General features: G+C 67.2%; 22 protein-coding genes. 15 read left to right on the forward strand and 7 right to left on the reverse strand.

Annotated features, from left to right (window positions below; all coding sequences use genetic code 11):
* Positions 1-12: 12 nt before the first annotated feature.
* The 7 genes from N5D20_RS06405 to N5D20_RS06435 all read left to right on the forward strand — a co-directional run bounded on the left by N5D20_RS06405 (position 13) and on the right by N5D20_RS06435 (position 6,701).
* Positions 13-810: a ParA family protein gene (locus N5D20_RS06405; RefSeq protein WP_010482381.1), complete on the forward strand. Its 798-nt coding sequence runs from the start codon at positions 13-15 to the stop codon at positions 808-810.
* Positions 810-1,733, forward strand: a complete 924-nt coding sequence (locus N5D20_RS06410; RefSeq protein WP_049413186.1) for a ParB/RepB/Spo0J family partition protein — start codon at positions 810-812, stop codon at positions 1,731-1,733. The genes N5D20_RS06405 and N5D20_RS06410 overlap by 1 nt, the downstream gene beginning before the upstream one ends.
* A gap of 126 nt (positions 1,734-1,859) precedes the next feature.
* Positions 1,860-2,591: a suppressor of fused domain protein gene (locus N5D20_RS06415; protein ID WP_197578152.1), complete on the forward strand. Its 732-nt coding sequence runs from the start codon at positions 1,860-1,862 to the stop codon at positions 2,589-2,591.
* 51 nt (positions 2,592-2,642) lie between these two features.
* A complete protein-coding gene (locus tag N5D20_RS06420) occupies positions 2,643-3,608 on the forward strand; it encodes an NAD-dependent epimerase/dehydratase family protein (RefSeq protein ID WP_197578151.1) in 966 nt (321 codons plus the stop codon).
* An 89-nt stretch (positions 3,609-3,697) separates the two neighbouring features.
* Positions 3,698-4,420, forward strand: a complete 723-nt coding sequence (locus N5D20_RS06425; protein ID WP_019338305.1) for a glycosyltransferase family 2 protein — start codon at positions 3,698-3,700, stop codon at positions 4,418-4,420.
* The gene (locus N5D20_RS06430; RefSeq protein ID WP_008267433.1) at positions 4,420-4,767 is read left to right on the forward strand and encodes a lipid-A-disaccharide synthase N-terminal domain-containing protein; all 348 of its coding nucleotides are present in this window, start codon (positions 4,420-4,422) and stop codon (positions 4,765-4,767) included. The genes N5D20_RS06425 and N5D20_RS06430 overlap by 1 nt, the downstream gene beginning before the upstream one ends.
* Before the next feature lie 161 nt (positions 4,768-4,928).
* Entirely contained in the window at positions 4,929-6,701 is a 1,773-nt protein-coding gene (locus tag N5D20_RS06435; RefSeq protein ID WP_197578150.1) for a DUF885 family protein, read from the forward strand.
* Positions 6,702-6,755: 54 nt separating this feature from the next.
* Here the strand turns inward: N5D20_RS06435 and N5D20_RS06440 are convergent, their stop codons facing one another.
* The 5 genes from N5D20_RS06440 to N5D20_RS06460 form a co-directional block, all read right to left on the reverse strand.
* Positions 6,756-9,971 (reverse strand): CusA/CzcA family heavy metal efflux RND transporter, encoded by a 3,216-nt coding sequence (locus tag N5D20_RS06440; protein WP_197578149.1) that lies wholly within the window; start codon positions 9,969-9,971, stop codon positions 6,756-6,758.
* Positions 9,972-9,981: 10 nt separating this feature from the next.
* Positions 9,982-11,187 (reverse strand): efflux RND transporter periplasmic adaptor subunit, encoded by a 1,206-nt coding sequence (locus tag N5D20_RS06445; protein ID WP_197578148.1) that lies wholly within the window; start codon positions 11,185-11,187, stop codon positions 9,982-9,984.
* The gene (locus N5D20_RS06450; RefSeq protein WP_197578147.1) at positions 11,184-12,437 is read right to left on the reverse strand and encodes a TolC family protein; all 1,254 of its coding nucleotides are present in this window, start codon (positions 12,435-12,437) and stop codon (positions 11,184-11,186) included. The genes N5D20_RS06445 and N5D20_RS06450 overlap by 4 nt, the downstream gene beginning before the upstream one ends.
* Before the next feature lie 56 nt (positions 12,438-12,493).
* Complete coding sequence (locus N5D20_RS06455) at positions 12,494-12,826, reverse strand: hypothetical protein (RefSeq protein ID WP_010482368.1); 333 nt, start codon at positions 12,824-12,826, stop codon at positions 12,494-12,496.
* Positions 12,827-12,997: 171 nt separating this feature from the next.
* A complete protein-coding gene (locus tag N5D20_RS06460) occupies positions 12,998-13,396 on the reverse strand; it encodes a RidA family protein (RefSeq protein WP_019661743.1) in 399 nt (132 codons plus the stop codon).
* Between the two features lie 108 nt (positions 13,397-13,504).
* Between N5D20_RS06460 and N5D20_RS06465 the strand changes: the two genes are divergently transcribed.
* Positions 13,505-14,398 carry a LysR family transcriptional regulator gene (locus N5D20_RS06465; RefSeq protein ID WP_197578146.1) on the forward strand — a complete coding sequence of 298 codons (894 nt, stop codon included), beginning with the start codon at positions 13,505-13,507 and terminating at the stop codon, positions 14,396-14,398.
* Between the two features lie 55 nt (positions 14,399-14,453).
* The gene (gene dnaQ / locus N5D20_RS06470) at positions 14,454-14,963 is read left to right on the forward strand and encodes a DNA polymerase III subunit epsilon (RefSeq protein WP_180876330.1); all 510 of its coding nucleotides are present in this window, start codon (positions 14,454-14,456) and stop codon (positions 14,961-14,963) included.
* A 12-nt stretch (positions 14,964-14,975) separates the two neighbouring features.
* Here dnaQ and N5D20_RS06475 read toward each other — a convergent pair whose 3' ends face one another.
* A complete protein-coding gene (locus tag N5D20_RS06475; RefSeq protein ID WP_197578145.1) occupies positions 14,976-16,190 on the reverse strand; it encodes a glycosyltransferase in 1,215 nt (404 codons plus the stop codon).
* A gap of 278 nt (positions 16,191-16,468) precedes the next feature.
* Between N5D20_RS06475 and rpmB the strand changes: the two genes are divergently transcribed.
* The 5 genes from rpmB (at position 16,469) to uvrD (ending at position 22,307) form a co-directional block, all read left to right on the forward strand.
* A complete protein-coding gene (rpmB, locus tag N5D20_RS06480) occupies positions 16,469-16,705 on the forward strand; it encodes a 50S ribosomal protein L28 (RefSeq protein ID WP_005411638.1) in 237 nt (78 codons plus the stop codon).
* Between the two features lie 10 nt (positions 16,706-16,715).
* Positions 16,716-16,883, forward strand: coding sequence for a 50S ribosomal protein L33 (gene rpmG, locus N5D20_RS06485; RefSeq protein WP_170272460.1), 168 nt, complete (start codon positions 16,716-16,718; stop codon positions 16,881-16,883).
* A 332-nt stretch (positions 16,884-17,215) separates the two neighbouring features.
* Positions 17,216-18,634: a cardiolipin synthase gene (gene cls, locus N5D20_RS06490; protein WP_197578168.1), complete on the forward strand. Its 1,419-nt coding sequence runs from the start codon at positions 17,216-17,218 to the stop codon at positions 18,632-18,634.
* Positions 18,635-18,679: 45 nt separating this feature from the next.
* On the forward strand, positions 18,680-20,104 hold the full coding sequence (locus N5D20_RS06495) for an FAD/NAD(P)-binding protein (RefSeq protein WP_197578144.1): 1,425 nt from the start codon (positions 18,680-18,682) through the stop codon (positions 20,102-20,104).
* Positions 20,105-20,114: 10 nt separating this feature from the next.
* Positions 20,115-22,307, forward strand: coding sequence for a DNA helicase II (gene uvrD / locus N5D20_RS06500; protein WP_197578143.1), 2,193 nt, complete (start codon positions 20,115-20,117; stop codon positions 22,305-22,307).
* 108 nt (positions 22,308-22,415) lie between these two features.
* Here the strand turns inward: uvrD and N5D20_RS06505 are convergent, their stop codons facing one another.
* On the reverse strand, positions 22,416-23,126 hold the full coding sequence (locus N5D20_RS06505) for a hypothetical protein (RefSeq protein WP_279914242.1): 711 nt from the start codon (positions 23,124-23,126) through the stop codon (positions 22,416-22,418).
* A 138-nt stretch (positions 23,127-23,264) separates the two neighbouring features.
* Between N5D20_RS06505 and N5D20_RS06510 the strand changes: the two genes are divergently transcribed.
* On the forward strand, positions 23,265-23,591 hold the full coding sequence (locus N5D20_RS06510) for a low molecular weight protein tyrosine phosphatase family protein (protein WP_197578141.1): 327 nt from the start codon (positions 23,265-23,267) through the stop codon (positions 23,589-23,591).
* Positions 23,592-23,690 lie beyond the last annotated feature (99 nt).

Here is a 23,690-nt window from a genome sequence, read left to right on the forward strand (position 1 = left end):
AGGCACACCCGCATGGCCCGCATCATCGCCATCGCCAACCAGAAGGGTGGCGTCGGCAAGACCACGACCGCCGTCAACCTGGCCGCTTCCCTGGCCAACGCACCCAAGCGCGTGCTGTTGGTCGACCTGGATTCGCAGGGCAACGCGACCATGGGCAGTGGCGTGGACAAGCGTGAGCTGGCCGCTTCCACCTACGATCTGCTGCTGGGCGAGTCCAGCGCCGCCGACGTGCGCGTGCAGACCGCCGAAGGCTACGACCTGCTGCCCGGCAACATCGACCTGACCGCCGCCGAGATCCAGCTGATGGCGCAGAGCGAGCGCGAGCAGCGGCTGAAGCGCGCGCTGGCACCAATCCGCGACGAGTACGACTACATCCTGATCGACTGCCCGCCGGCGCTGTCGCTGCTGACGCTCAACGCGCTGGCCGCCGCCGATTCGGTGATCGTGCCGATGCAGTGTGAGTACTACGCGCTGGAAGGCCTGAGCGCGCTGGTGGAAACCATCGATGCGCTGCGTGCCAACCTTAACCCGGCGCTGGAGATCGAAGGCGTGCTGCGCACCATGTTCGACGTGCGCAACAACCTGGCCAACGCGGTCTCGGCCGAGCTCACCGAGCACTTCGGCGACCGCGTGTTCCGCACCATCGTGCCGCGCAACGTGCGCCTGGCCGAGGCGCCCAGCCATGGCCAGAGCATCGTCGGCTACGACCGCGCCTCGCGCGGTGGCGTGGCCTACCTGGGCCTGGCCGGCGAGATCATCCGCCGCAACAACGAACGCAACAAGGCCACCAAGGCCGTGGAGACCGTCTGATGACCAGCAGCAAGCCGGCAGCCAAGAAGCGAGGCCTCGGCCGTGGCCTGGATGCGCTGCTGGGCCCGAAAGGCGCGGTCAGTCAGGTGCAGGCCACCACCGCGGTGATCGAGCCGCTGCCGGGTGAAGTGCTGCGCAAGCTGGCCGTGGGCCAGTTGCAGCCGGGCAAGTACCAGCCGCGCCGCGAGATGGACGAGGGCAAGCTGTCCGAGCTGGCCGACTCGATCAAGTCGCAGGGCGTGATCCAGCCGATCCTGGTGCGCCAGCTGCCCGCCGGCAACTACGAAATCGTCGCCGGTGAGCGCCGCTGGCGCGCATCGCAGCTGGCCGGCCTGGACGAAGTGCCGGTGGTGGTGCGCGAGCTGGAAGACCGCACCGTCATCGCGATGGCGCTGATCGAGAACATCCAGCGCGAAGACCTCAACCCGCTGGAAGAAGCCGAGGCGCTGCAGCGCCTGATCAGCGAATTCACCCTGACCCATGCCGAGGCCGCCGAGGCCGTCGGCCGCTCGCGCGCGGCGGTGTCCAACCTGTTGCGCCTGCTGGAGCTGCCGGTGGCGATCCGCCTGCTGCTGGAAACCCGCCGCCTGGAAATGGGCCACGCCCGCGCGCTGCTGACCCTGGCCCCCGAGCTGGCCGGCAAGCTGGCGCAGGAAGCGGCCGATGAAGGCTGGTCGGTGCGCGAGGTCGAGCGCCGTGCGCAGGCCTTCGCCGCCGGCAAGGTGCCGAGCAATCGCCCGGTCGCCACGCCGAAGGTGCAGCAGGCCGACATCGCCTCGCTGGAAACCGAACTGTCCGAAACGCTGGGCGCCAAGGTGGCGATCAGCCACGGCCGGGGTGGCAAGGGCAAGCTGATCATCCACTACACCGACCTGGATACCCTGGACGGCGTGCTGGAAAAGCTGCGTACGCGCCAGGGCTGAGCCCGGCGCAGCGCCAGGGGATGCGGCCTGTTCCTGCCGCGTCCTGCAGGTGACAGGGAACGCACCGCCGCGCGCGCCGGGGGATGCATCGCTCTCCGGTCCGTGGCCTCATCCAGGGAGCAGGACATGAGCAACACATTCGACGACGTCAGCCCGGGCGGCAGCCCGATCATGGTGCACAGCCGTCAGAAGGACTTCACCCCGCCACAGGGCGAAGAACACACCGAGGCGATCGGCGCGCACATCGAGCGCCATCTGGGTCCGGTGTCCGGTGTCTTCCACGAGATCATCTCCGACCTGGTGCACATCGACGTGCACGTGGTACCGGCCACTGACCAGTGTCCGTACCTGCGACTGGTCACCTCCGGCATGAGCGACCTGCCGATGACCGTGCCCGCCGAGGTGGACGCGGATGTGCCCCGCTACATGGAACTGATGGTGACCCTGCCGGCTGACTGGCCGATCTCGCAGGATGCCTTCGAGGACGAACGCAATTACTGGCCGGTGCGCCTGCTGAAGGGCATGGCGCGGCTGCCGCACGAGTACGACACCTGGCTGGGCTTCGGCCACACCATTCCCAACGGCCATCCCAGCGAGCCCTACGCGCCGGGCGTGGGCTTCGACGGTGCCATCGTGCTGCCGCCGGTGACGACCCCGGAGGACTTCGCCACGCTGGAACTGGACGACGGCAAGACCATCAGCTTCATGAGCCTGGTCCCGCTGTATCCGGAAGAGATGGACCTGAAGCTGAAGAAGGGCGCCGAGGCGCTGCTCGACCGCTTCAATGCGAAGAAGATCCAGGACGTGATCGAACCCGGCCGCGCCAATGTGGCCAAGAAGCGTTTCGGGCTGTTCTGAGCCCGCAGCGTATCCTCTGCACCTGTACTCATTGATTTCCAGGCAACTGCCATGACCATCCTGCTCACCGGCGCTGCCGGCTTCATCGGTGCCTACACCGCCCGCGCGCTGCTGGAGGCGGGCCAGCCGGTGGTAGGCCTGGACAACTTCAACGACTACTACGACCCGCAGATCAAGCGCGACCGCGTGGCAGCGCTGTGCCCGGCGCTGGACCTGCGCACCCTGGACCTGACCGACCAGCAGGGCTTGGCGGCACTGTTCGACGAAGTGAAGCCGACCGCGGTGATCCATCTGGCCGCGCAGGCCGGCGTGCGCTATTCGCTGGAAAACCCGCATGCCTACGTCGACAGCAACCTGGTCGGCTTCGCCAACATGCTCGAGCTGTGTCGCCACCGTGGCGTGCAACACCTGGTCTATGCCTCCAGCAGTTCGGTCTACGGCGATTCAGCCACGCCGCCGTTCTCCGAGGACCAGCGCGTGGACCAGCCGCGCTCGCTGTACGCGGCGACCAAGGCGGCCAACGAGCTGATGGCCTACACCTACGCGCAGCTTTATGGCCTGCATGCCACCGGCCTGCGCTTCTTCACCGTATATGGCCCGTGGGGCCGGCCGGACATGGCGCCGCTGCTGTTCTCGCGCGCGGTGCTGGCGGGGCGGCCGATCGACGTGTTCAACGAAGGCCGCATGCAGCGCGATTTCACACATGTCTCCGACATCGTGTCGGGTATTCTCGGCGCGCTCGCGCATCCGGCCGATGGTCCGGTACCGCACCGGGTGTTCAACCTCGGCAACCATACGCCGGTCGAGCTGGAGCGCTTCATCAGCGTGATCGAGCAGGCGGCCGGCCGCCCCGCGCAGAAGGTCTACAAGCCCATGCAGCCCGGCGACATGGTACGCACGATGGCCGACACCCGGCGCGCCCATGACGCATTCGGCTTCGATGCGGTGACCCCGATCGAAGAAGGGTTGCCCCCCGTCGTGCAGTGGTGCCGCGAGTACTTTGGTGATCGCGCCTGAGGAGAGATCCTCACACAGCCGGATTCATCTTCGGATAACCTCGGCTTCGGAGAATGCGCGGTCTTTGTCCCCCTTTGGCCGAGTGCCTTATGAGCCAACCCGAGCTTTCCGTTGTCGTCCCGGTATTCAACGAGCGCGACAATGTCGCCCCGCTGGTTGCCGAAATCACCGCTGCACTGCGCGGGCGGCTGCCGTTCGAGATCGTCTACATCGACGATCACTCGCGCGATGACACCCTGTCGGTGCTGCAGGGCCTGAAGGCGACCACGCCGGAACTGCGGGTGCTGCACCACGTGAACCAGAGCGGGCAGAGCACCGCCGTGCGCACTGGCGTCAAGCACGCACGTGCGCCGTGGATCGCGACCCTGGATGGCGACGGGCAGAATGATCCGGCCGACATTCCCAAGCTGCTGGCCGCGCGCGATGCAGCCGAGGCACAGGTGAAGCTGTTCGCCGGCTGGCGTGTCAACCGCCAGGACAGCGGCAGCAAGCGCTGGGCCAGCAAGTGGGCCAACGCCATCCGTGCACGCATGCTGCGCGACGATACGCCCGATACCGGCTGCGGCATCAAGCTGTTCGAGCGCAGCGCGTTCCTCGACCTGCCGTACTTCGACCACATGCACCGCTACCTGCCGGCGCTGATGCAGCGTGCTGGCTGGAAGACCACCAGCGTGCCGGTCAACCACCGCCACCGTACCGCCGGCGTGTCCAAGTACAACAACCTGGGCCGCGCGCTGGTCGGCATTCGTGATCTGCGCGGCGTGGCCTGGCTAATCACCCGCAGCAAGCGCACTGCGGTGGAAGAGCGGTGATGGGGCTGGAACTGCACTGGCTCGACCAGCCGCTGACCTGGCTGTACTGGACCGGCCTGCATGTGACCGGCTGGAAGCTGATCGGCTATACCGGCGCGCTGATGTTCGGTGGCCGCTGGCTGGTCCAGTTCATCGCGTCCAAGCGTGCGGGCAAGCCGGTGATCCCGCGGCTGTTCTGGTACATGAGCGTGGTCGGCAGCCTGATGACGCTGAGCTACTTCCTGTTCTCGGCCAAGCAGGACTCGGTGGGCGTGCTGCAGAACCTGTTCCCGGCGTTCACCGCGCTGTACAGCCTGCAGCTGGACATCAAGCACCGGGGCTGGAAGCGGGACAGGGCCAGCCACTAGGTCTCCGGTAGATGCCGACCTTGGTCGGCGCTGGGTTTGGGGCCAACCAAGGTTGGCCGCTACCGGGGCCCCGGTCCGCTGCGCAGGCAGGACCTTCGTCCCATGCCACGGACGGTGAGCGGTGCCATGATCGGGGTCTGCCTTCCCGGGAACCTGTGCTCGTGAAAACCCGTCTTGCCGTTGCCCTGCTGATCGCCCTGTCCGCCCCTGCCGTGGCCCTGGCCGCGCCGCCCGCCACCGCCGCACCGGCCAGCGTGGCCACCGAATCGCCCGCCGATGCCGCCTTCCGCGCGCTGTACGAGAAGGAATGGAAGTGGCGCCAGGATGGCGGCGGCGAGGCCAGCGAGGACGAAGACGCTCCGGCCAACGCCACCCGCATGCCCGACGTCGGCCCGGCCGCGCAGCAGGCGCGCCTGAAGGTGTGGGACGAGACCCTCGCCGCGCTGAAGAAGATCGATCCGAAGACCCTGTCGCCCGACAACCAGGTCAACTACGCGATCTACCACGACCAGGTGTTCAACCTGGCCGAAGAGACGCGCCTGCGTGGCTACGAGATGCCGTTCAACGCCGACTCCTCGTTCTGGTCCAACCTGTCCTTCATGGCCCGGCGCGAGATGAAGACCGTGCAGGACTACCAGAACTACATCGCACGGCTGAACGATGTGCCGCGCTACTTCGGCCAGCAGACCGACAACATGCGCGCTGGCCTGAAGCGTGGCTTCAGCGTGCCGCGTGCGGTGCTCGATGGCCGCGAGGTCTCCATCGCCACCGTCGCCGAATTGAAGGACCCGACCGAATCGCCGCTGTACGCGCCGTTCAAGAAGCTGCCCAACACCGTTCCGGCGGCCGAACAGGCCAAACTGCAGGCGCAGGCGCGTGAAGCGATCAGTGGCAAGGTGGTGCCCGCGTTCCAGCAGCTGCGCACCTTCTTCGTCAGCGAATACGTGCCGCAGGCGCGTACCACCCTGGCCGCCGAAGCGATGCCCGACGGCAAGGCGTACTACAAGCAGCAGATCCACGAATACACCACGCTGGACCTGTCGCCGGACGAGATCCACCGCATCGGCCTGGATGAAGTCGCACGCATCCAGAAGGAAATGAACGACATCATCAAGCAGGTGAAGTTCAAGGGCAGCTTCGCCGAATTCCTGACCTTCCTGCGTACCGACCCGCAGTTCTACGCCAAGACGCCGGAAGAGCTGCTGTCGCGTGCCGCGTGGATCTCCAAGCGCGCCGATGGCCAGCTTGGCAAGTACATGACGCTGCCACGCGCCCGCTTCACCATCGTGCCGGTGCCGCCGGACATTGCGCCGTTCTGGACCGCCGGCCGCGGTGGCATGGGCACCTACTGGCTCAACACCTACAACCTGCCGTCGCGCCCGCTGTACAACCTGCCGGCACTGACCCTGCATGAGTCCGATCCGGGCCACGCGTTGCAGGGCGCCATCGCCGCCGAGCAGAAGAACCTGCCCGAGTTCCGCCGCAACGCCTACATCTCCGCCTATGGCGAAGGCTGGGCGCTGTACTGCGAGAAGCTGGGCGTGGAAATGGGTATCTATGAAACCCCGTACGATGATTTCGGCCGTCTGACCTACGAGATGTGGCGTGCTGCGCGCCTGGTGATCGACACCGGCGTGCACAGCAAGGGCTGGACCCGCGAGCAGGCGTTGGCCTACCTGCGTGACCACACCGCGCTGAGCGAGCATGAAGTGACCACCGAAGTGGACCGCTACATTTCCTGGCCGGGCCAGGCGCTGAGCTACAAGCTGGGCGAGATCGCCATCGTGCGCCTGCGTGCGCAGGCCGAGAAGGAGCTGGGCGACAAGTTCGACATCAAGGGTTTCCACGACACCCTGCTCAAGCAGGGCTCGGTGCCGCTGCCGGTGCTGGAACAGCAGATCCAGGCCTACATCGCCGAACGCAAGAAGGCCTGACCGTCGTGTGATCGGGTCAGAGCCCCGCCCGAAGGGCGGGGCTCCGACCCCCTCTCACCTCACCCCCACCGCCCGCGGCTTGGCCACGCGCGCGGCAAACGTCGGCAGCACCAGCAGGGTCAGCACGGTGGCGGTGATCAGGCCACCGATCACCACCGTCGCCAGCGGCTTCTGCACCTCCGCGCCGGAACCACTGGCAATCGCCATCGGAATGAAGCCGACGATCGCCACCAGCGCCGTGGTCAACACCGCGCGGATGCGGCTGGAGGCACCGTTGATCGCCGCCTGCAGCGACAGGTCGCCGGCATCCAGGCGTTCGCGGATCGCCTGCATCAGCACCAGGCCGTTCAAGGTGGCCACGCCGGAGACGGCGATGAAGCCGACCGCCGCCGACACCGAGAACGGCATGCCACGCAGCAGCAGCGCGAGGATGCCGCCGACCAGCGCCAGCGGCACGCAGCTGAACACCAGAATGGCTTCCTTGCCGCTGCGCAGGGCCATGAACAGCAGGCTGCCGATCAGCAGGAACACCACCGGCACTACCGTCGCCAGCCGCTTCTCCGCGCGCTGCAGGTTCTCGAACTGACCGCCCCAGGTCAGGTAGGCACCTGGCGGCAGTGCCACGTCGGCCACTGCGGCCTGTGCCTCGCCGACGAAGCCGCCCAGGTCGCGGCCACGCACATTGGCCTGCACCACCACGCGGCGGCTGCCATTGTTGCGGCTGATCTGGTTCGGCCCTTCGCTCACCGCGATGCGCGCCACCGACGACAGCGGAATCACCAGCCCTGACGGCGTGGCGATCGGCAGTGACGCGAGCTGGTCCGGATCGTTGCGCGAGGCATCGTCCAGGCGCACCACCACGTTGAAGCGGCGATCACCTTCGAAGACCTTGCCGGCCGCAGTGCCGCCAATGCCGGTGGACAGCGCATCACTCACGTCCGCAGCGGTCAGGCCGTACTGAGCCGCCGCCACGTGGTCGATCGCCACGTTGAGCGTAGGCAGGCCGGAGATCTGTTCCACCCGCACGTCGGCCGCGCCGTTCACCGCACGCAGCTTCAGCGCCACCTGGTCGGCCACCTTCTGCAGCTGGCTGAAGTCGTCGCCGAAGATCATCACCGCCAGGTCGGTACGCACGCCGGAGATCAGCTCGTTGAAGCGCAGTTCGATCGGCTGGCTGAACTCGAAGCTGTTGCCCAGCTGCTGCCCGGCCAGTTTCTCGAAGCGTGCCACCAGTGCTTCCTTGTCCAGCTTCGGATCGGGCCAGTCCTTGCGCGGCTTCAGCACGATCACGCTGTCGGAGATGTTGGTCGGCATCGGATCGATCGCCGCCTCGGCGGTACCGGTACGCGAGAACACCGTCTCCACTTCCGGCTGCTTGGCAATCACCTTCTCCAACGCCAGTTGCATGGCCAGTGACTGCTCCAGCGACGTCGATGGCACGCGCAGGGCCTGCATCGCCACGTTGCCTTCGTCCAGCGTCGGCATGAACTCACGGCCCAGCAGCGAGAACGAGCCGATGCCCACCACCACCATCATCACCGCACCGGCCACCACCGTGCGCGGATGCGCCACGGCCTTGCGGATCACCGGCTCGATGCGCGCACGCAGTACACGGATCAGCCTGGTTTCGTGCTCGCCATCATCGCTGTGTGCCTCGCCGTCCTTCAGCTTCGGCTCGCGCACCAGCAGTGCGGCCATCGCCGGCACGAAGGTGAAAGAGAAGAGGAAGGCACCGACCAGGGCCAGCATGAAGGTCGCCGCCATCGGGTGGAACGTCTTGCCCTCCACGCCTTCCAGGGTGAGGATCGGCGCGAACACCAGCAGGATGATCAGCTGGCCGAACGCCGCCGGGCGCGCCATCTTCAGCGCCGAATCGGCGGCCACGCGCAGGCGTTCCATCGCGGTCAGCGCACGGCCCAGTTCGGCGCGGCGCTGGCCCAGCATCAGCAGGGTCGACTCGACCACGATCACCGCACCGTCCACCAGGATGCCGAAGTCCAGCGCACCCAGGCTCATCAGGTTGCCGCTGATGCCGAAGCGGTTCATGCCGATCACTGCGAACAGGAACGACAGCGGGATCACCAGCGCGGTGATCGTCGCCGCACGCAGGTTGCCCAGCAGCAGGAACAGCACCACCACCACCAGCAGTGCGCCCTCGGTGAGGTTCCTGGCCACGGTCTTGATGGTGGAATTGACCAGCACGCTGCGGTCCAGCACCGGTGCCGCCACGATGTCGGCCGGCAGCGATTTGTTCACTTGTTCCAGGCGCGCCGCAGCTGCCTGCGCCACGGTGCGGCTGTTGCCACCGGCGATCATCAGCGCGGTACCCAGCACGGCTTCATGGCCATTGCGGCTGGCCGCACCCAGGCGCGGCGCGCGGCTCAGGTCGACGTCGGCCACATCGGCCACGCGCACCACCACGCCATTGCGGGTGGCCACCGGCGCCTGCGCCAGGTCGTCGGTGGTCAGCGCCAGGCCGTCGGCACGTACCACCAGGCCCTCGCCGGCACGCTGCACGAAACCGGCACCGGCCTGCACGTTGGAACGCTGCAGGGCAGTGACCAGGTCGGCCAGGCCGAGGCCGTGCGCGGCCAGCTTGGCACTGTCCGGATGCACGCCGTATTCCTTGACGTAGCCACCGACCGTATCGACGCCGGCCAGCCCCGGACTGGAACGCATCTGCGGCGCGATGATCCAGTCCTGCACGGTGCGCAGGTAGGTCGCGCGTTCCTCCGGCGTGCGCAGCAGGTTGCCTTCCGGTGTGCGGTAGACCTCACCGGCCTGCCAGCCGGCTTCACCGGGCTTGGCCAGCTTGGCTGGGTCGAACGTGGTGAAGTCCACCGTCCACATCAGCACTTCACCGAGGCCGGTGGTGACCGGCGACAGCATCGGTGATGCACCATCGGGCAGGTCTTCCGACGCTTCGCGCATGCGCTCGGCTACCTGCTGGCGGGCGAAGTAGATGTCCGTGGCATCGGTGAAGATCGCGGTGACCTGCGAGAAGCCATTGCGCGACAGCGAACGGGTGGTGGTCAGGCCGGGAATGCCGGCCAGCGCGGTTTCCAGCGGGTAGGTCACCTGCCGCTCGATCTGCTCCGGGGTCAGTGCTGGCGCCACCGTGTTGATCTGTACCTGGCGATTGGTGATGTCCGGCACCGCGTCGATTGGCAGCTTGCCCAGCTGGAACAGGCCCACAGCGGCGATCAGCGCGGCCATGAACACCACCAGCCAGCGGTGGCGCACCGCTGTTTCAATGATCAGCTTGAACATGGTCGCCTCCTCAGTGGCCGTGCTCGGCTTCGCCCTTGGCCAGTTCGGCCTTGAGCAGGAAGGCGTTGGCACCGACGATGCGCTCGCTGCCGGTCAGCCCACCAAGGATCTCGATGCGGTCACCGGCGCGACGGCCAGCCAGCACCGGCTGTACCTTGAAGCCGCCTTCGACGGCGACGAATACCGCACTGCTGCCATCGACGTTCTGCACCGCATCGGCCGGCACGCTGAGCGAGCCGTCCTGGCCTTCGGTGACCACCACGGCCGATACCGGCGAACCGGCCGGCGGCAGCGACGCATCCACCGGCGTGGCACGGATCACCGCGACGCCGCCCTGCTGGCGCACATCGGCGGCCGAGCCGGTGACGGTGGCGGTGAAGCTGCCACCCGGCACACTCACTTCCAGCTTCATGCCCGGCGTGACCTGCGCGGCCAGCGCCGGCGGTGCGGTGAACACCAGCTCGTTCATCGCCGGATCGGCGACGTCGGCCACGGCGCTACCGGCGGCGACCACGCCACCCGGGGTGACCTGCACGTTGCCGACGATGCCGGCCACCGGGCTGGTGATGCGCACGCGGCCACTGGCATCGGGCGCACCGTTGGCGGCGGCCTGCGCCTGCGCGGCCGCAGCCTGGGCCTGTGCCGCCAGCGAACGTGCGCGCGAGGCTTCCATTTCCTGGCGGGCGACCACGCCCTGGTCGACCAGGGCTTTGTCGCGGCCATAGGCCAGGCGTGCGGCCTCGGCTTCGGCGGACGCGGCCAGCGCATTGGCGCGGAACACCGCCGCCTCGCCACTGACCACGATGGCCAGCGCTTGGTTCTGCTTCACCGCCGTGCCCGGAGCGACCAGCACGCGCTCGACGCGGCCGGTCACGGTCGACGCCACCGAGGCACGTGCACCGACCGAGGGTTCGACCCGGCCGGACAGGCGCGTGGAGCCACCGCCACCGCGACCGATCGCGACCACTTCGATACCGGAGGCCTTGATCTGCTCAGGGGTCAACTGCACGACACCTTCATCCGCATCGGCGGGCGCCTTAGCGGTTTCTGCCTTGGCTTCCTTGCTGTCGGCGGCATGGCCGTGGCCATCATCGGTGCCGGCCTTGGCCGCAGCGGGGTCTTCATTGGCAGGCGTCTGCGCGTTGCCGGCGCAGCCGGCCAGCAGCACGGTCAGCAGCACGCCGCCGATCAGCGGGAAAGTACGGGAGAGAGTCATGGGGCCTCCACAAAGGGTGCGCGCCCTTCCAGGCGGGCAAGATCGATTTCCGCGGCGACGCGCGACAGGCGCGCATCCACGGCGGTGCCGCGGGCGGCGATGAGGGCGCTGCGGGTGCTGCGCAGTTCCAGCTGCGAGATGCGTCCAGCGTCGAAGCCGACGCGCGCAAGGCGATACGCCTCTTCGGCGGCGACCACGCTCTCATCGGCGGCGCGGGTGCGGCTGCCGGCGGCCTTCAGACCGGCCACGGCGGACAGGCGCTCGGCCTCGCTGTCGCGGCGCTGCTGGTCCAGGCGCGCTTCGGCCGCGCGCTGGTCGGCATTGGCGGCGCGGATGCCGCCACGGTTGCGGTCGAACAGCGGGATGCTGAGGCTGAGCCCGAGGTTGTAGGCGCGCTCGCCGCCTTCGCGGAAGCGGGTCTGCGCGGCGGTGACACTGAGGTCGGGCAGGGCGCGTTTGCGCTCCACGTCCACCAGCTTGCCCGCCGCATCGGCTTCGGCTTCGGCGATGCGCACCGCCAGCGCCACGTCGGTGGCGCCGCGCGGCAGCGGCGGGGCGCGGTCGATCAGGCTGTCGTCGATCGACTGCACCGGCGCATCCAGCAGCGCGGTGCCGGCCAGGCGGGCCAGCGCGGCATCGCGGAACGCCTGTGCTTCATCCAGCGACGCCATGGCATTGGCTACTTCGCTCTGCGCTTGCACCGCGCGCAGCTGTGGTTCGCGGCCCTGCTTGACCATGGCGTTGACGGCGTTGGCGTCATCGCGGGTCAGTGACAGTGCTTCCTCGGCCAGGGTGTAGCGGCGCAGTGCACTTTCCGCCTGTGCATAGACCACCGCCAGCTGGCTGGCCACGTCGCTGCGACTCTGCGCGCCACGCAGGTTGGCCGCCTGGGCCTCGGCACGGGCGGCGCGGACGCGCGCGCCACGCTGGCCCCAGACCTCCAGCGGCTGGGACAGGGTGAGCACGGTGTCGGCCTTGCCCATGCCACGGTAGGTGCCGGAGCCCCAGGCGTTTTCGGCCGACCAGGAAAGGGAGGGATTGGGCAGCGCACGGGCCTGGTCGGCGCGCGCATCGGCGGCCTCGGCCAGTGCCGTGCCCACACGAGTGCCGGGCAGCTGGTCCAGGCGTTCAAGCAGGGTGTCGTAGGAGGGGGCGGCTTGCGCCATCACCGATGCCGCCGGGGCCAGGCCCAGCAACACGGCGACGACCAGCCCGGCCGCACGCGGCGACCGAGGTGTCAGGATCGACATAGGGGGATTCCGGTTGTGAGTGAAACGGGAGCCCGCAATCGCGGGACGCGCTCAACTCACGCCCGGGGTGGACGCGTCAATTCATCCTGGGCGACCGTATAGGCCGCCGCATCGCCCGCACTCATCCAGCGCGCCGGCAGTGGCGCCCCGAAGGCGGCGATCGTGTGCGCCGGCAGGCTCAGGTTGGAGTGGTGGCAGTGGTTGTGGCCACAGGCACCGACATGCTTGCCGTCGGTATCGCCATCGGCATCCGGTGCGGATTCCACATGCACCGTGCTGGCATGCGGTTCCACCGTGCACGCCAGGGCGTCGGCCACCGGCACGACCACGAATGCCGCCATCAGCAGCATCAGCAGGGTCGAACGGAGGTGGCGGGTGATCCAGCGCATGAAGGGCAGGCTAGCAAGCGGTTTTCGCCGGATACAATATCAATGGCCGCTTCGGGAATACGTCGGAATCTCCCGTTCAGGTGGGCGGCCTGGGGCCTTCTGCCCTGGTGGGTGTCGACCTTGGTCGACACGCCTTTCGATCCCCGACACATTGCCGGCCAGCGGCCGGCACTACCGGTCTGCGGGCAGCTTCGCGATCACCTTGATCTCGAACTGGAACCCATACAGCCAGGTCACGCCGATACCGGTCAGGGTAGGGTGCGGCGCCTCGCCCCAGTACTCGGGCACGATCGCCCAGGCCTTCTCGAAGTTGGTTTCCGGATCGACCAGGAACACGGTCACGTCGATCACGTCATCGAACGTGCAGCCCGCAGCAGCCAACACCGCATTGAGATTCTCGAAGGCGCGGCGCACCTGCGTCTCGAAGTCCGGCTCGGGCGAACCGTCCTCGCGGCTGCCGACCTGGCCGGAAACGAACAGGAAGCCATCGGACCGGATCGCCGGCGAGTAGCGGTTGCGCTCGTACAGGGCCTGGCGCCCGGCGGGGAAAACGACATCACGCTGTGACATGGGGAAGATCCCGTGGGAGACAACGCCATCCTCCTCGCGAGCGCTGTCTGGATAAACCGCGATGATCGGCCTAGATTGATTGCCAATCCCAAATAATCACGGCCGGCCATGGACCGTTTCGAGGCGATGCGGGCCTTTGCCCGGGTAGTGGAAACCGGCAGCTTCACCCGCGCCGCGCACACCCTGCAGATCAGCCGCACCACGGTTACCCAGCTGGTGCAGCAGCTGGAGGCGCACCTAAGGCTGCGCCTGCTCAACCGCACCACCCGGCGGGTCAGCGTCACCCCCGACGGCGCGGCCTATTACCCGCGCATCGCCCGCCTGCTGGCCGAACTGGACGAGGTCGAAGGCGGGCTGGGCGACGCGGCCGCCCAGCCGCGTGGCCGCCTGCGCGTGGATGTGCCCGGGCCCTACGCGCGGCTGCGGCTGGTACCGGTGCTGCCGGATTTCCAAGCGCGCTACCCGGAGATCCAGCTCGACGTCGGCGTGAGTGATCGCGAGGTCGATGTCATCGCCGACAACGTCGATTGCGTGATCCGTGGTGGCACGCCGGCCGACCCGGCGCTGGTGGCGCGGCCGCTGACTGCACTGCCGATCGGCTTCCACGCCAGTCCAGGCTATGTGCAGCGCTTCGGCATGCCGACCGACCCGCGCGCGCTGGAAGGGCCTGATCATCACATGGTCGGCTTCCTCAGCCCGCGTAGTGGCCGGGCGAGAGTGTTCAGCGCGCAGCGCGGCGAGGAGCGCGTAGAAGTGCAGGGCCGGTATGCGGTCGGCTTCGACGACGGCAACGCCTATCTGGCGGCCGCGTTGGCGGGACTGGGTGTGGTCGCGCTGCCCAGCTACATGGCCAAGCCTCATGTGGCGCGTGGCGAACTGCTGCCGCTGCTGCAGGACTGGCAGCTGCCGCCGATGCCTATGCACGTGATGTTCCCGCCGAACCGGCACATGAGCCAGCGGCTGCGGGTGTTCATTGATTGGGTGATGGAAGCGCTGGGGTGACACACACCGGGCGTGCGAAAATCACCACAGCACGCAACAGGAAACAGCCTCACGCATGAGTCGCATCGTCGCACTGGATACCGAAACCACCGGCATCTCCCACCGCCTGGGGCACCGGGTGATCGAAATCGGTGCCGTCGAACTGATCGATGGCCAGCTCACCGGCCGCCAGTTCCACACCTACCTGCAGCCGCAGCGCAGGGTCGATTGGGGCGCACAGCGCGTGCATGGCATCAGCGATGCGATGCTGGTGGGCAAGCCACTGTTCTCCAGCAAGGCCGCCGAACTGCTCGACTTCCTGCGCGGCAGCGAGATGGTCGCGCACAACGCCACCTTCGACGTGGGTTTCCTGGACAACGAGCTGCGCCTGGCTGGCATCCCCGGCACGCTGGCCCAGCATTGCCGCATCACCTGCAGCCTGAAGCTGGCGCGGGGGCGTTGGCCGGGCCAGGGTAACAAGCTGGACGACGTGCTGCAGCGCCTGCGTATCCCAAGCCAGCGCGGCCTGCACGGCGCGCTGAAGGATGCACACCTGCTGGCGCAGGTGATTCCGCACCTGCGCTGAGGCTGGGCGCTGTTACACCGGCCGCAACCAGCGCTCGATCATTGTCACGCCGCGTGCCACCCCATCTTCATTGCGCATCGCCGCACCCAAGGCAGCAGCGCGTGCACGTGTTGCGTCGTTCTCAGCAAAAGTGATGGCCGCTGCAAGCGTTGCTGCGTCCAGCCGCTTCGCTGACAGCGGCGCCGGTGCCACCCGCAACCGATACAGGCGATCGGCCCAGAAGAACTGATCTGCGGCGAACGGCATCACCAGCGAGGGAATGCCGGCGCGGCAGGCCGAATGGGTGGTGCCGCTGCCGCCATGGTGGATGACGAGTGCGCAACGCGGGAACAGTGCTTCGTGTGGGGTCGGGCCCAGTACGAAGACAGAATCGGGCAAGCGCATCGCAGGCAGTCCCACCCAGCCGGGAAACAGCAGGACACGGCGCGGTGCCAGCGCCTGCAGCAGGGCCGGCAACACGCGCTCGCGATCAAAGCCGGTCATGCTGCCAAAGCCGAGGTAGACCGGCGGCGGGCCGGCATCGAGGAAGGCCTGCAGATCGGCCGGCGCCGTCCAGGGCGCATCAGGAAGCCGCCATTGACCACAGACGATGTGGTCGGCCGGCCAGTCCGCCGGTGGCGGCAGCAGCTGCGGCGAGATGCCATAGAGCATCGGCAGGCCGGACCACAGCGAGCGACGCGGCGATTGCCCCAGCTGCTTGCGGGCCGCGTTGATCGGCCCGCGGAACTGGCGCCAGATCAGGCCGTTGACCAGCCCGTAGCTGGCGCGGTTCAACCAGCCTGGCGAGCGTCCGGGCGGCAGGAACGGGGAGCGGAAGGCCCGCGTCGGGGTCAGCGGAATCATGCCGGTGCCGATGACCGGCAGCCCCCGGCGTTCGCCCACGCTCATACCGACAAAGGCCGCCAGGCCACCGGTCAGAATCGCATCGCAGCCTTCGGCAGCGGCATCGGCCTGGCGCATCCAGCCGCTGACATGCTGCAGCGCCATCCGTGCCAGTCCGTTACTGGCGGCGGCAACACCGTTGCCACGCGAGACCAGCGCGACCACTTCGTCATGGATGTCACCTTCAAGAGCCGCATGGGGCACCTTCAGCGCCTGCGCGCTGCCCAAGGTGCCGCCATCGGCCAGCAGTGTCACCTCATGGCCTGCGCCGATCAGCCCATGGCAGAGCATGGCCAGCGGGCGCGTATCGCCTTCGGTTCCGTAGGTCAGGGCCAGCAGCCGCATGGAAAGCTCCGCAGTGATCCGAGGCAGTATGCCGGTTGGCGGGCTGCAGCCCCGGCGCATTCAGCCCCAGCCTCTGGGTAACTTGCGCAAGTGCTTGAACCCGTGCATAATGCGCGGCTCGCTGTGTCCGGTTTTCTACCGGGCGGCGCCCCCGGGAGCATGTCCCCGGCCGCCCAACGCCAGCGTAACCCTTTGATTCTCTTGACGTGTGGTGGGCAACCATCGAGGCCGCCGTCTCCCGGGCTACGGGCTGACACAACTTACTATCGAGGTGCGCAATGTCCCGCGTATGCCAGGTTTCCGGCAAGCGAGTGCAGACGGGTAACAACGTCTCGCACGCCAACAACAAGACCCGTCGTCGTTTCCTGCCGAATCTGCACGAACGCCGCTTCTGGGTTGCCAGCGAAAACCGCTGGGTGAAGCTTCGTGTTTCCGCGCATGCACTGCGCACCATCGACAAGAACGGTATCGATTCCGTTCTGGCTGAGCTGCGTGCGCGCGGCGAAAAGGTCTGAGGAGTAGACGATCATGGCAGGCAAGCGCGATAAGGTCCGTATGATTTCGACCGCTGGTACCGGTCACTTCTACACGACCGACAAGAACAAGAAGAACACCCCGGGGAAGATGGAATTCTCCAAGTACGATCCGGTCGTGCGTAAGCACGTCCCGTACAAGGAAGGCAAGATCAAGTAATCCGCAAGGATTGCTGATCCCCCCGAAGAAACCCGCCCTTGTGGCGGGTTTTTTCATGCCCGGTGTTCATGCCCGGTGGTCCCATGGTGGGTGCCGACCGTTGGTCGGCACGCTGACCCCACGCCCGCTAGGTGTCGACCTTGGTCGACACGCTGGATCTCTGCCATCGGATCGAAAGGCAGTCGAGCGACATTCTTCCCCCGTGCTGCGCGGACCGTTCCCCGCGCATGGCGATGCGTTCATCCCAATGGCGCCCGCCGGTCATGGGGCGCGGCTCGACTCTACAAAGGCCGCTGGGCAGAATGGCCCATCACCTCCCGACGGGCGACGCGATGCTGTTCGAGTGGTTGCTGGGTTCGTACCTGCTGCTGATCGACTGGCTGATCCGGCTGGTCGCGCTGTGCTGGATTCCCACCCGCACCACGCCGGGTGCGGCGCGCAGCTGGCTGCTGCTGGTCGGCTTCGTGCCGCTGCTGGGCCTGCCGCTGTACCTGCTGTTCGGCCACCCATGGCTGTCGCGCGAGCGCATCCGCCGCCAGGCCGAGGCCTCGCAGGTCATCCGCGAGGAACAGGCGCTGCAGCATCGCCTGCGCTGGACCCCGCAGCCGGACACCGCCAGCGCTGAGATCGTGCCGCTGGTGCAGCGCCAGGGCGATTTCATGCCGGTGCACGGCAACGCGGTCGACCTGCTGACCGACTACGACGAATCGCTGCACACGCTGATTGCCGACATCGACCAGGCCGAAGACCGCGTGCACCTGCTGTACTACCTGATGTTCGACGACGCGGTCGGCGAGGCCATTGTCGAAGCACTGCAGCGTGCCGCCGCACGTGGCGTGCAGTGCCGCGTGCTGCTTGACGCGGTGGGCGCCAAACGGGGACTGCGCGCGTACAGCAAGCGACTGCGGTCACGTGACGTTGAAGTACGCGCGATGCTGCCCGGCGGCCTGCGTTGGCGCCGCAGCGGACGCATGGACCTGCGCAACCACCGCAAGATCGCGGTGATCGACAACGAAGTGGCCTATGTCGGTTCGCAGAACCTGGCAGGCCCGCAGTTCGTGCCCGGCCACCCGAACCGCGAGCTGGTGGCGCGCGTGCGTGGCCCGGCGGTGGCGCACCTGGAGGCGGTGTTCGCCAGTGACTGGTACATGGAAACCGGCCAGCGCCTGGACGTGATTGCCGACGTGCCCGAGTGCAGTGATGACATCGCTACCCAGCTGCTGCCCAGCGGCCCGGCCTACCCGTACAGCAACGCGCGCGATGCGGTTGCGGCGCTGATTCATCTGGCGCGGCGCCGGCTGGTGATGGTGACCCCGTACTTCGTGCCCGACGAGGCCACATTGAGCGCACTGCGTATCGCCGCATTGTCCGGCGTGCAGGTGCAGCTGATCCTCTCTGCCAGCAACAACCAGCGGCTGACCTCGTGGGCGCAGGAGGCGTACTACGACGAACTGCTGCGTTGCGGCGTGCGCATCGCCCTGTACGAACCGCAGTTCCTGCACGCCAAGCACATGAGCGTGGACGAGGACATCGCCGTGCTCGGCTCGATCAACATGGATATCCGCTCGTTCGCGCTGAATGCCGAGATCGGCCTGATCTGCTACGACCATGCGCTGGTGAAGCAGTTGTGCGGGATCGAGGATGGCTACCTGCGTGAATCGCGGCAGCTGGATCTGCAGCAATGGCGCAAGCGTCCTGCCTGGCGGCGCAGCCGCGAGGGCATCGCACGCTTGGCCGATGCGTTGATGTGAGGCGGCGGTAACCGCCCGCTTCGGCAATCCGGCCTGTCATCGCCGATGGCCTACAATCGGCACATGACTGATTCACCGCGTAATGGCGAACTGGACCTGGCGATCATCGGTGGTGGTGCAGCCGGGGTGCTGGTGGCGATCCAGGTACTGCGCCAGGCCCACGCGCCGCTGGCGCTGGCCATCTTCGAACCCGCCTCGCAGCTGGCCCAGGGCATCGCCTATGCCACACCATGGCCGGAGCACCTGCTGAACGTACCGGCGGCAAAGATGAGTGCGTTTGCCGACCAGCCTGGTGATTTCCTCGACTATCTGGTGGCAGCCAACGCCTACCCGGGCGAGGCGCGCGAGGTGCTGGGCGAGCGTTACGTGTGTCGCCATTACTTTGCTGCCTACCTGCAGCAGCGCCTGCAGGAGGCCGTGGCCGCCAGCCCCGCACAGCTGCAGGTGATCACGCAGCCGGTACTGGGCCTGCAGCCGGATGACCACGGCTACCAGCTGACACTCGGCGATGGCAGCACGCTGCACGCTGCGCAGGCGGTGCTGGCCACCGGCAACAGCATGCGCCCGTTGCCCGTGGCCGGTGCCGACGCGCTGCCTGCCGATGATGTGATCGAGGCCTGGGACTACGACGGTGTGCGTACCCTGGCCGGCGAACAGGCCGTGGCCATTGTCGGCTCCGGCCTGAGCATGGCCGACACCGTGCTGGCGCTGGTTGCTGCCGGTCACACCGGCCCTCTGCATGTGATCTCGCGTCACGGCCTGCTGCCGCTGCCGCACGCACACGGCGGCCTGCCCACGTTCGACCCGGCCACGCTGCTGCCGATGAACCTGCGCCAGCGCCTGCGTGCGCTGCGTGGCTTCGCCCGCCAAGCGCAGGCCGATGGCCTGCCGTGGCAGGGCGTGATGGACCGCATCCGTCCGCACGGGCAGGCGCTGTGGTGCAGCCTCGACGAGGCCGACCAGCGCCGCTTCCTGCGCCATGTGGTGCGCTACTGGGACGTACATCGCCACCGCATCGCCGAAGAGGTGGATGCGCAGCTGCAGTCTCTGCAGGACAGTGGCCAACTGCGCATCCATCGGTCGCGCCTGCAGCGCGTCTGCCGCGAAGGCGATGCCCTGCGGTTGTCTGGCCGCGATGCCACCGGCAATGAACAGCAGTGGACGATGATTGGCGGGGTGATCAACGCCACCGGCGTAGAGACCCGCGCCAACGCGTTGCGCAATCCGTTGCTGCAGCAGCTGCAGGCCGATGGACTGGCCCGTCCGGGTCCGCATGGGCTGGGCCTGGACAGCACCGTGCCGGGCGACCGCCTGCGTGCTGCCGGTGGCCAGCCGCAGGCACGGCTGGGTGTGCTCGGCAGCCTGCGCATCGGCAACCTGTGGGAAAGCCTGGCGGTGCCTGAACTGCGTCAGCAGGCCCAGGCACTGGCCACCCAGGTGGTCGCAGGAGCCGCGACGGCGATGCCGTAAAATGGGGGGCATGGATGTCTCCCACCTGCTTGATGGCCTGAACCCGGCCCAGCGCGAAGCCGTCTCCGCTCCTCCCGGCCACCACCTGGTGCTGGCCGGTGCCGGTTCCGGCAAGACCCGCGTACTCACCCACCGCATCGCCTGGCTGCATGAAGTCAATGGCGTGCCGACCCACGGCATTTTCGCGGTGACTTTCACCAACAAGGCGGCCGGCGAGATGCGCCACCGCATCGACGCCCAGCTGCCCCATGGCAGCCGCGGCATGTGGATCGGCACCTTCCACGGCCTGGCCAACCGCCTGCTGCGCCTGCACTGGCAGGACGCGAAGCTGCCTGAAGGCTTCCAGGTGATGGATTCGGACGACCAGCTGCGGCTGGTCAAGCGCGTGGTGCAGGCGCTGGAACTGGACGACGGCAAGTACCCGGCCAAGCAGATCGCGTGGTGGATCAACGCGCAGAAGGATGAGGGCCGCCGCCCGCAGCACATCCAGCCCGAGCCGCACGATGCGTGGCTGGAAACCATGCGCCAGGCCTACATCGAGTACCAGGCGCGCTGCGACCGCGCCGGCCTGGTCGACTTCGCCGAGCTGCTGCTGCGCGCGCACGAACTGCTGCGCGACAACCCGGCGCTGCTGTCGCATTACCGCGCCCGCTTCCGCGAGATCCTGGTGGACGAGTTCCAGGACACCAACGCCATCCAGTACGCCTTCGTGCGCGTGCTGGCCGGCGATTCCGGCCACGTGTTCGTGGTCGGCGACGATGACCAGGCCATCTACGGCTGGCGCGGTGCCAAGGTCGAGAACGTGCAGGGCTTCCTGCGCGATTTCCCCGGCGCGCAGACCATCCGCCTGGAGCAGAACTACCGCTCCACCGCCAACATCCTCGGCGCCGCCAACGCGGTGATCGCGCACAACCCCGACCGCATCGGCAAGCAGCTGTGGACCGACAGCGGTGACGGCGAGCCGATCGATCTGTATGCCGCGTACAACGAGATGGACGAGGCGCGCTACATCGTCGAGCGTGCGCGCCAGTGGGTGCGTGATGGTGGCAGCTACACCGAAGTGGCCGTGCTCTACCGCAGCAACGCGCAGTCGCGCGCGCTGGAAGAAGCGCTGCTGAGCGAACAGGTGCCGTACCGCGTGTATGGCGGCATGCGCTTCTTCGAGCGTGCTGAAATCAAGGACGCGCTGGCCTACCTGCGCCTGCTGTCCAACCGCAACGATGAAGCGGCGTTCGAGCGCGCGGTGAACACCCCCACGCGTGGCATCGGTGACCGCACGCTGGACGAAGTGCGCCGCGAGGCGCGCGCACAGGGTATTTCGCTGTGGGAAGCGACCATGCTGGTCACCCAGGGCAGCGCGCTGGCCGCACGTGCGCGCAATGCGCTGGCCGGCTTCCTGGTGCTGGTCAACGAGCTGCAGGCACAGACCCTGCACATGACCCTGGCCGAGCGGGTGGACCACGTGCTGGCCCGCTCGCAGCTGCGCGAGCACTGGAGCAAGGAAAGCCGCAACGCGCTGGACTCGGAGTCGCGTACCGACAACCTCGACGAACTGGTCTCGGTGGCCTCGCGCTTCGTGCGTCGCGCCGACGACATCGAGGAAGTAGGCGAGGACATGGACGAGCTGGTCGCGTTCCTGGCCTATGCCGCGCTGGAGGCCGGTGAAGGCCAGGCGCAGGCCGGCGAGGACGGTGTGCAGTTGATGACCCTGCATTCGGCCAAGGGCCTGGAATTCCCGCTGGTGTTCCTGGCGGGCATGGAAGACGGCCTGTTCCCCAGCGCACGTTCGCTGGAAGAAAGCGGGCGGCTGGAAGAAGAGCGCCGCCTGGCCTACGTCGGCATCACCCGCGCGCGCCAGAAGCTGGTGCTGAGCTATGCCGAATCGCGCCGCATCCACGGCCAGGACAACTACAGCCTGCCCTCGCGCTTCCTGCGCGAGATTCCGCGCGAGCTGCTGCACGAAGTGCGCCCGAAGGTGCAGGTCTCGCGGCCGGCCTCGATGGGCGCCAGCCGGGTGATGGGCCATGCCTCGATCGAAGCACCGCCGATCAAGCTCGGCGCGCTGGTCACCCATCCCAAGTTCGGCGAAGGCATGGTGACCGACTACGAAGGCAACGGCGCTCACGCCCGCGTGCAGGTCGAGTTCGCCGACGCCGGCAGCAAGTGGCTGGTGATGGCCTACGCCAACCTGACGGTGATCTGATCACCGTCGGGGGGGCAGGAATTCCTGTAGAGCCGAGCCCATGCTCGGCTGCCTCTGGCGGGAAAGAGCAGCCGAGCATGGGCTCGGCTCTACAACAGCGGTCGGCTATCAGCCGATGGTGAATGTCTCCACGGCTGCCGCCAACCCGGCGCGGTCCATCGCTTCTTCATCCTGGCGGTTGCGGATCAACACATAGTGGCCTTCCGCCGGCGACAGTACCTCGATCACCTCGCCACGGTAGTTGGTGATCTCTATGAAGCCATCGCTCACTCCGCTAAGGCTGTCGATCTCGGCTATTAGTGTCTCCAGGCTGACAATGGCGCCGTCCTTGTCCGTTCCGCCGCCAGTGCGGGGATTGTCGAAGTACAGGCTTATCTTCGGCTGCCTGGTCCTATGCCAGTTGTTGACGTCAACGATGTGATGTGTGGACCACCTGAAATCCTCTGCTGATTCGTTGCCGTTGAACTCACACCGGAAGATCGGCAGGCATAGGAACAGCCCCGTGCGCTTCTCGATCCGATTCAGAAGCCCGTGATAGGTGCTGGGAACCGCCATCGCATGAGTGAACCCATAGGCGTTGGAAGGAATCTCGAAGATCGTTGGCCCATCATGTGAAAGATGGTGCGGTGCGTTCAGCACAACGCTGGTGGCGAATTCCGGATCATCGACATTCCTGGAAGCGATCGCGAGGTCATGTCCCTTGGCATTCCTCACGCAGCAATAGAGTACGTACGTCGCGACTACGTACTTGCTGAAGTAGCAGCCGTGGACTTCGGCCACCTCTCCGAACGACGTTAACAGGTCATCCTTGGTGATCATGGGCATCTGGACGGTGGCAAAAGCACATGGTGGCCCCTTGAACGGTCATCCGACCATGCAACTTGTCTGAAAGCACCCTGTTGGTGTCAGAGCCCATTTCCGTTGGAAAAGGGATCCGACCCCGATTAGGCTGCGCTCATGACCCGCAACGTGCTCTTCCTCTGCAGCCAGAACCGCCTGCGCAGCCCGACGGCCGAGCAGGTATTCGCCGATTGGCCGGGCATCGAGACCGCCTCGGCCGGGCTGCTGGCGGACGCCGAGGAAGTGCTCAGCCCCGAGCTGCTGCAGTGGGCCGACCTGGTGTTCGTGATGGAACGCGCCCACCGCAACCGGCTGTCCAGCCGCTACAAGGCCTGGTTGAACGGCAAGCGGGTGATCTGCCTGGATATCCCGGACGATTACGACTACATGGACCCGGTGCTGGTGGAACTGCTGAAGCGGAAAGTGCCACCGTTTCTGCGTTGACGGGCTGTTGTAGAGCCGAGCCCATGCTCGGCTGCTCTTGGCGGGAAAAGCAGCCGAGCATGGTCCCGGCTCTACAATGGGCTCCACATCTTCCAGGAA

It is taken from the genome of Stenotrophomonas sp. GD03877, assembly GCF_029840555.1.
GTDB lineage: Bacteria > Pseudomonadota > Gammaproteobacteria > Xanthomonadales > Xanthomonadaceae > Stenotrophomonas > Stenotrophomonas geniculata.

Bases quoted from the DNA above. Each gene is read 5' to 3' on its own strand.
- N5D20_RS06420 (WP_197578151.1), top strand. From the start codon at position 2,643: ATGACCATCCTGCTCACCGGCGCTGCCGGCTTCATCGGTGCCTACACC.
- uvrD (WP_197578143.1), top strand. From the start codon at position 20,115: ATGGATGTCTCCCACCTGCTTGATGGCCTGAACCCGGCCCAGCGCGAA.
- N5D20_RS06510 (WP_197578141.1), top strand. From the start codon at position 23,265: ATGACCCGCAACGTGCTCTTCCTCTGCAGCCAGAACCGCCTGCGCAGC.
- N5D20_RS06465 (WP_197578146.1), top strand. From the start codon at position 13,505: ATGGACCGTTTCGAGGCGATGCGGGCCTTTGCCCGGGTAGTGGAAACC.
- N5D20_RS06495 (WP_197578144.1), top strand. From the start codon at position 18,680: ATGGCCTACAATCGGCACATGACTGATTCACCGCGTAATGGCGAACTG.
- N5D20_RS06455 (WP_010482368.1), bottom strand. From the start codon at position 12,826: ATGCGCTGGATCACCCGCCACCTCCGTTCGACCCTGCTGATGCTGCTG.
- rpmB (WP_005411638.1), top strand. From the start codon at position 16,469: ATGTCCCGCGTATGCCAGGTTTCCGGCAAGCGAGTGCAGACGGGTAAC.
- N5D20_RS06405 (WP_010482381.1), top strand. From the start codon at position 13: ATGGCCCGCATCATCGCCATCGCCAACCAGAAGGGTGGCGTCGGCAAG.
- N5D20_RS06505 (WP_279914242.1), bottom strand. From the start codon at position 23,126: ATGATCACCAAGGATGACCTGTTAACGTCGTTCGGAGAGGTGGCCGAA.
- N5D20_RS06450 (WP_197578147.1), bottom strand. From the start codon at position 12,437: ATGTCGATCCTGACACCTCGGTCGCCGCGTGCGGCCGGGCTGGTCGTC.
- dnaQ (WP_180876330.1), top strand. From the start codon at position 14,454: ATGAGTCGCATCGTCGCACTGGATACCGAAACCACCGGCATCTCCCAC.
- N5D20_RS06415 (WP_197578152.1), top strand. From the start codon at position 1,860: ATGAGCAACACATTCGACGACGTCAGCCCGGGCGGCAGCCCGATCATG.
- N5D20_RS06460 (WP_019661743.1), bottom strand. From the start codon at position 13,396: ATGTCACAGCGTGATGTCGTTTTCCCCGCCGGGCGCCAGGCCCTGTAC.
- N5D20_RS06440 (WP_197578149.1), bottom strand. From the start codon at position 9,971: ATGTTCAAGCTGATCATTGAAACAGCGGTGCGCCACCGCTGGCTGGTG.
- N5D20_RS06475 (WP_197578145.1), bottom strand. From the start codon at position 16,190: ATGCGGCTGCTGGCCCTGACCTACGGAACCGAAGGCGATACGCGCCCG.
- N5D20_RS06410 (WP_049413186.1), top strand. From the start codon at position 810: ATGACCAGCAGCAAGCCGGCAGCCAAGAAGCGAGGCCTCGGCCGTGGC.
- cls (WP_197578168.1), top strand. From the start codon at position 17,216: ATGCTGTTCGAGTGGTTGCTGGGTTCGTACCTGCTGCTGATCGACTGG.
- N5D20_RS06445 (WP_197578148.1), bottom strand. From the start codon at position 11,187: ATGACTCTCTCCCGTACTTTCCCGCTGATCGGCGGCGTGCTGCTGACC.
- N5D20_RS06430 (WP_008267433.1), top strand. From the start codon at position 4,420: ATGGGGCTGGAACTGCACTGGCTCGACCAGCCGCTGACCTGGCTGTAC.
- N5D20_RS06425 (WP_019338305.1), top strand. From the start codon at position 3,698: ATGAGCCAACCCGAGCTTTCCGTTGTCGTCCCGGTATTCAACGAGCGC.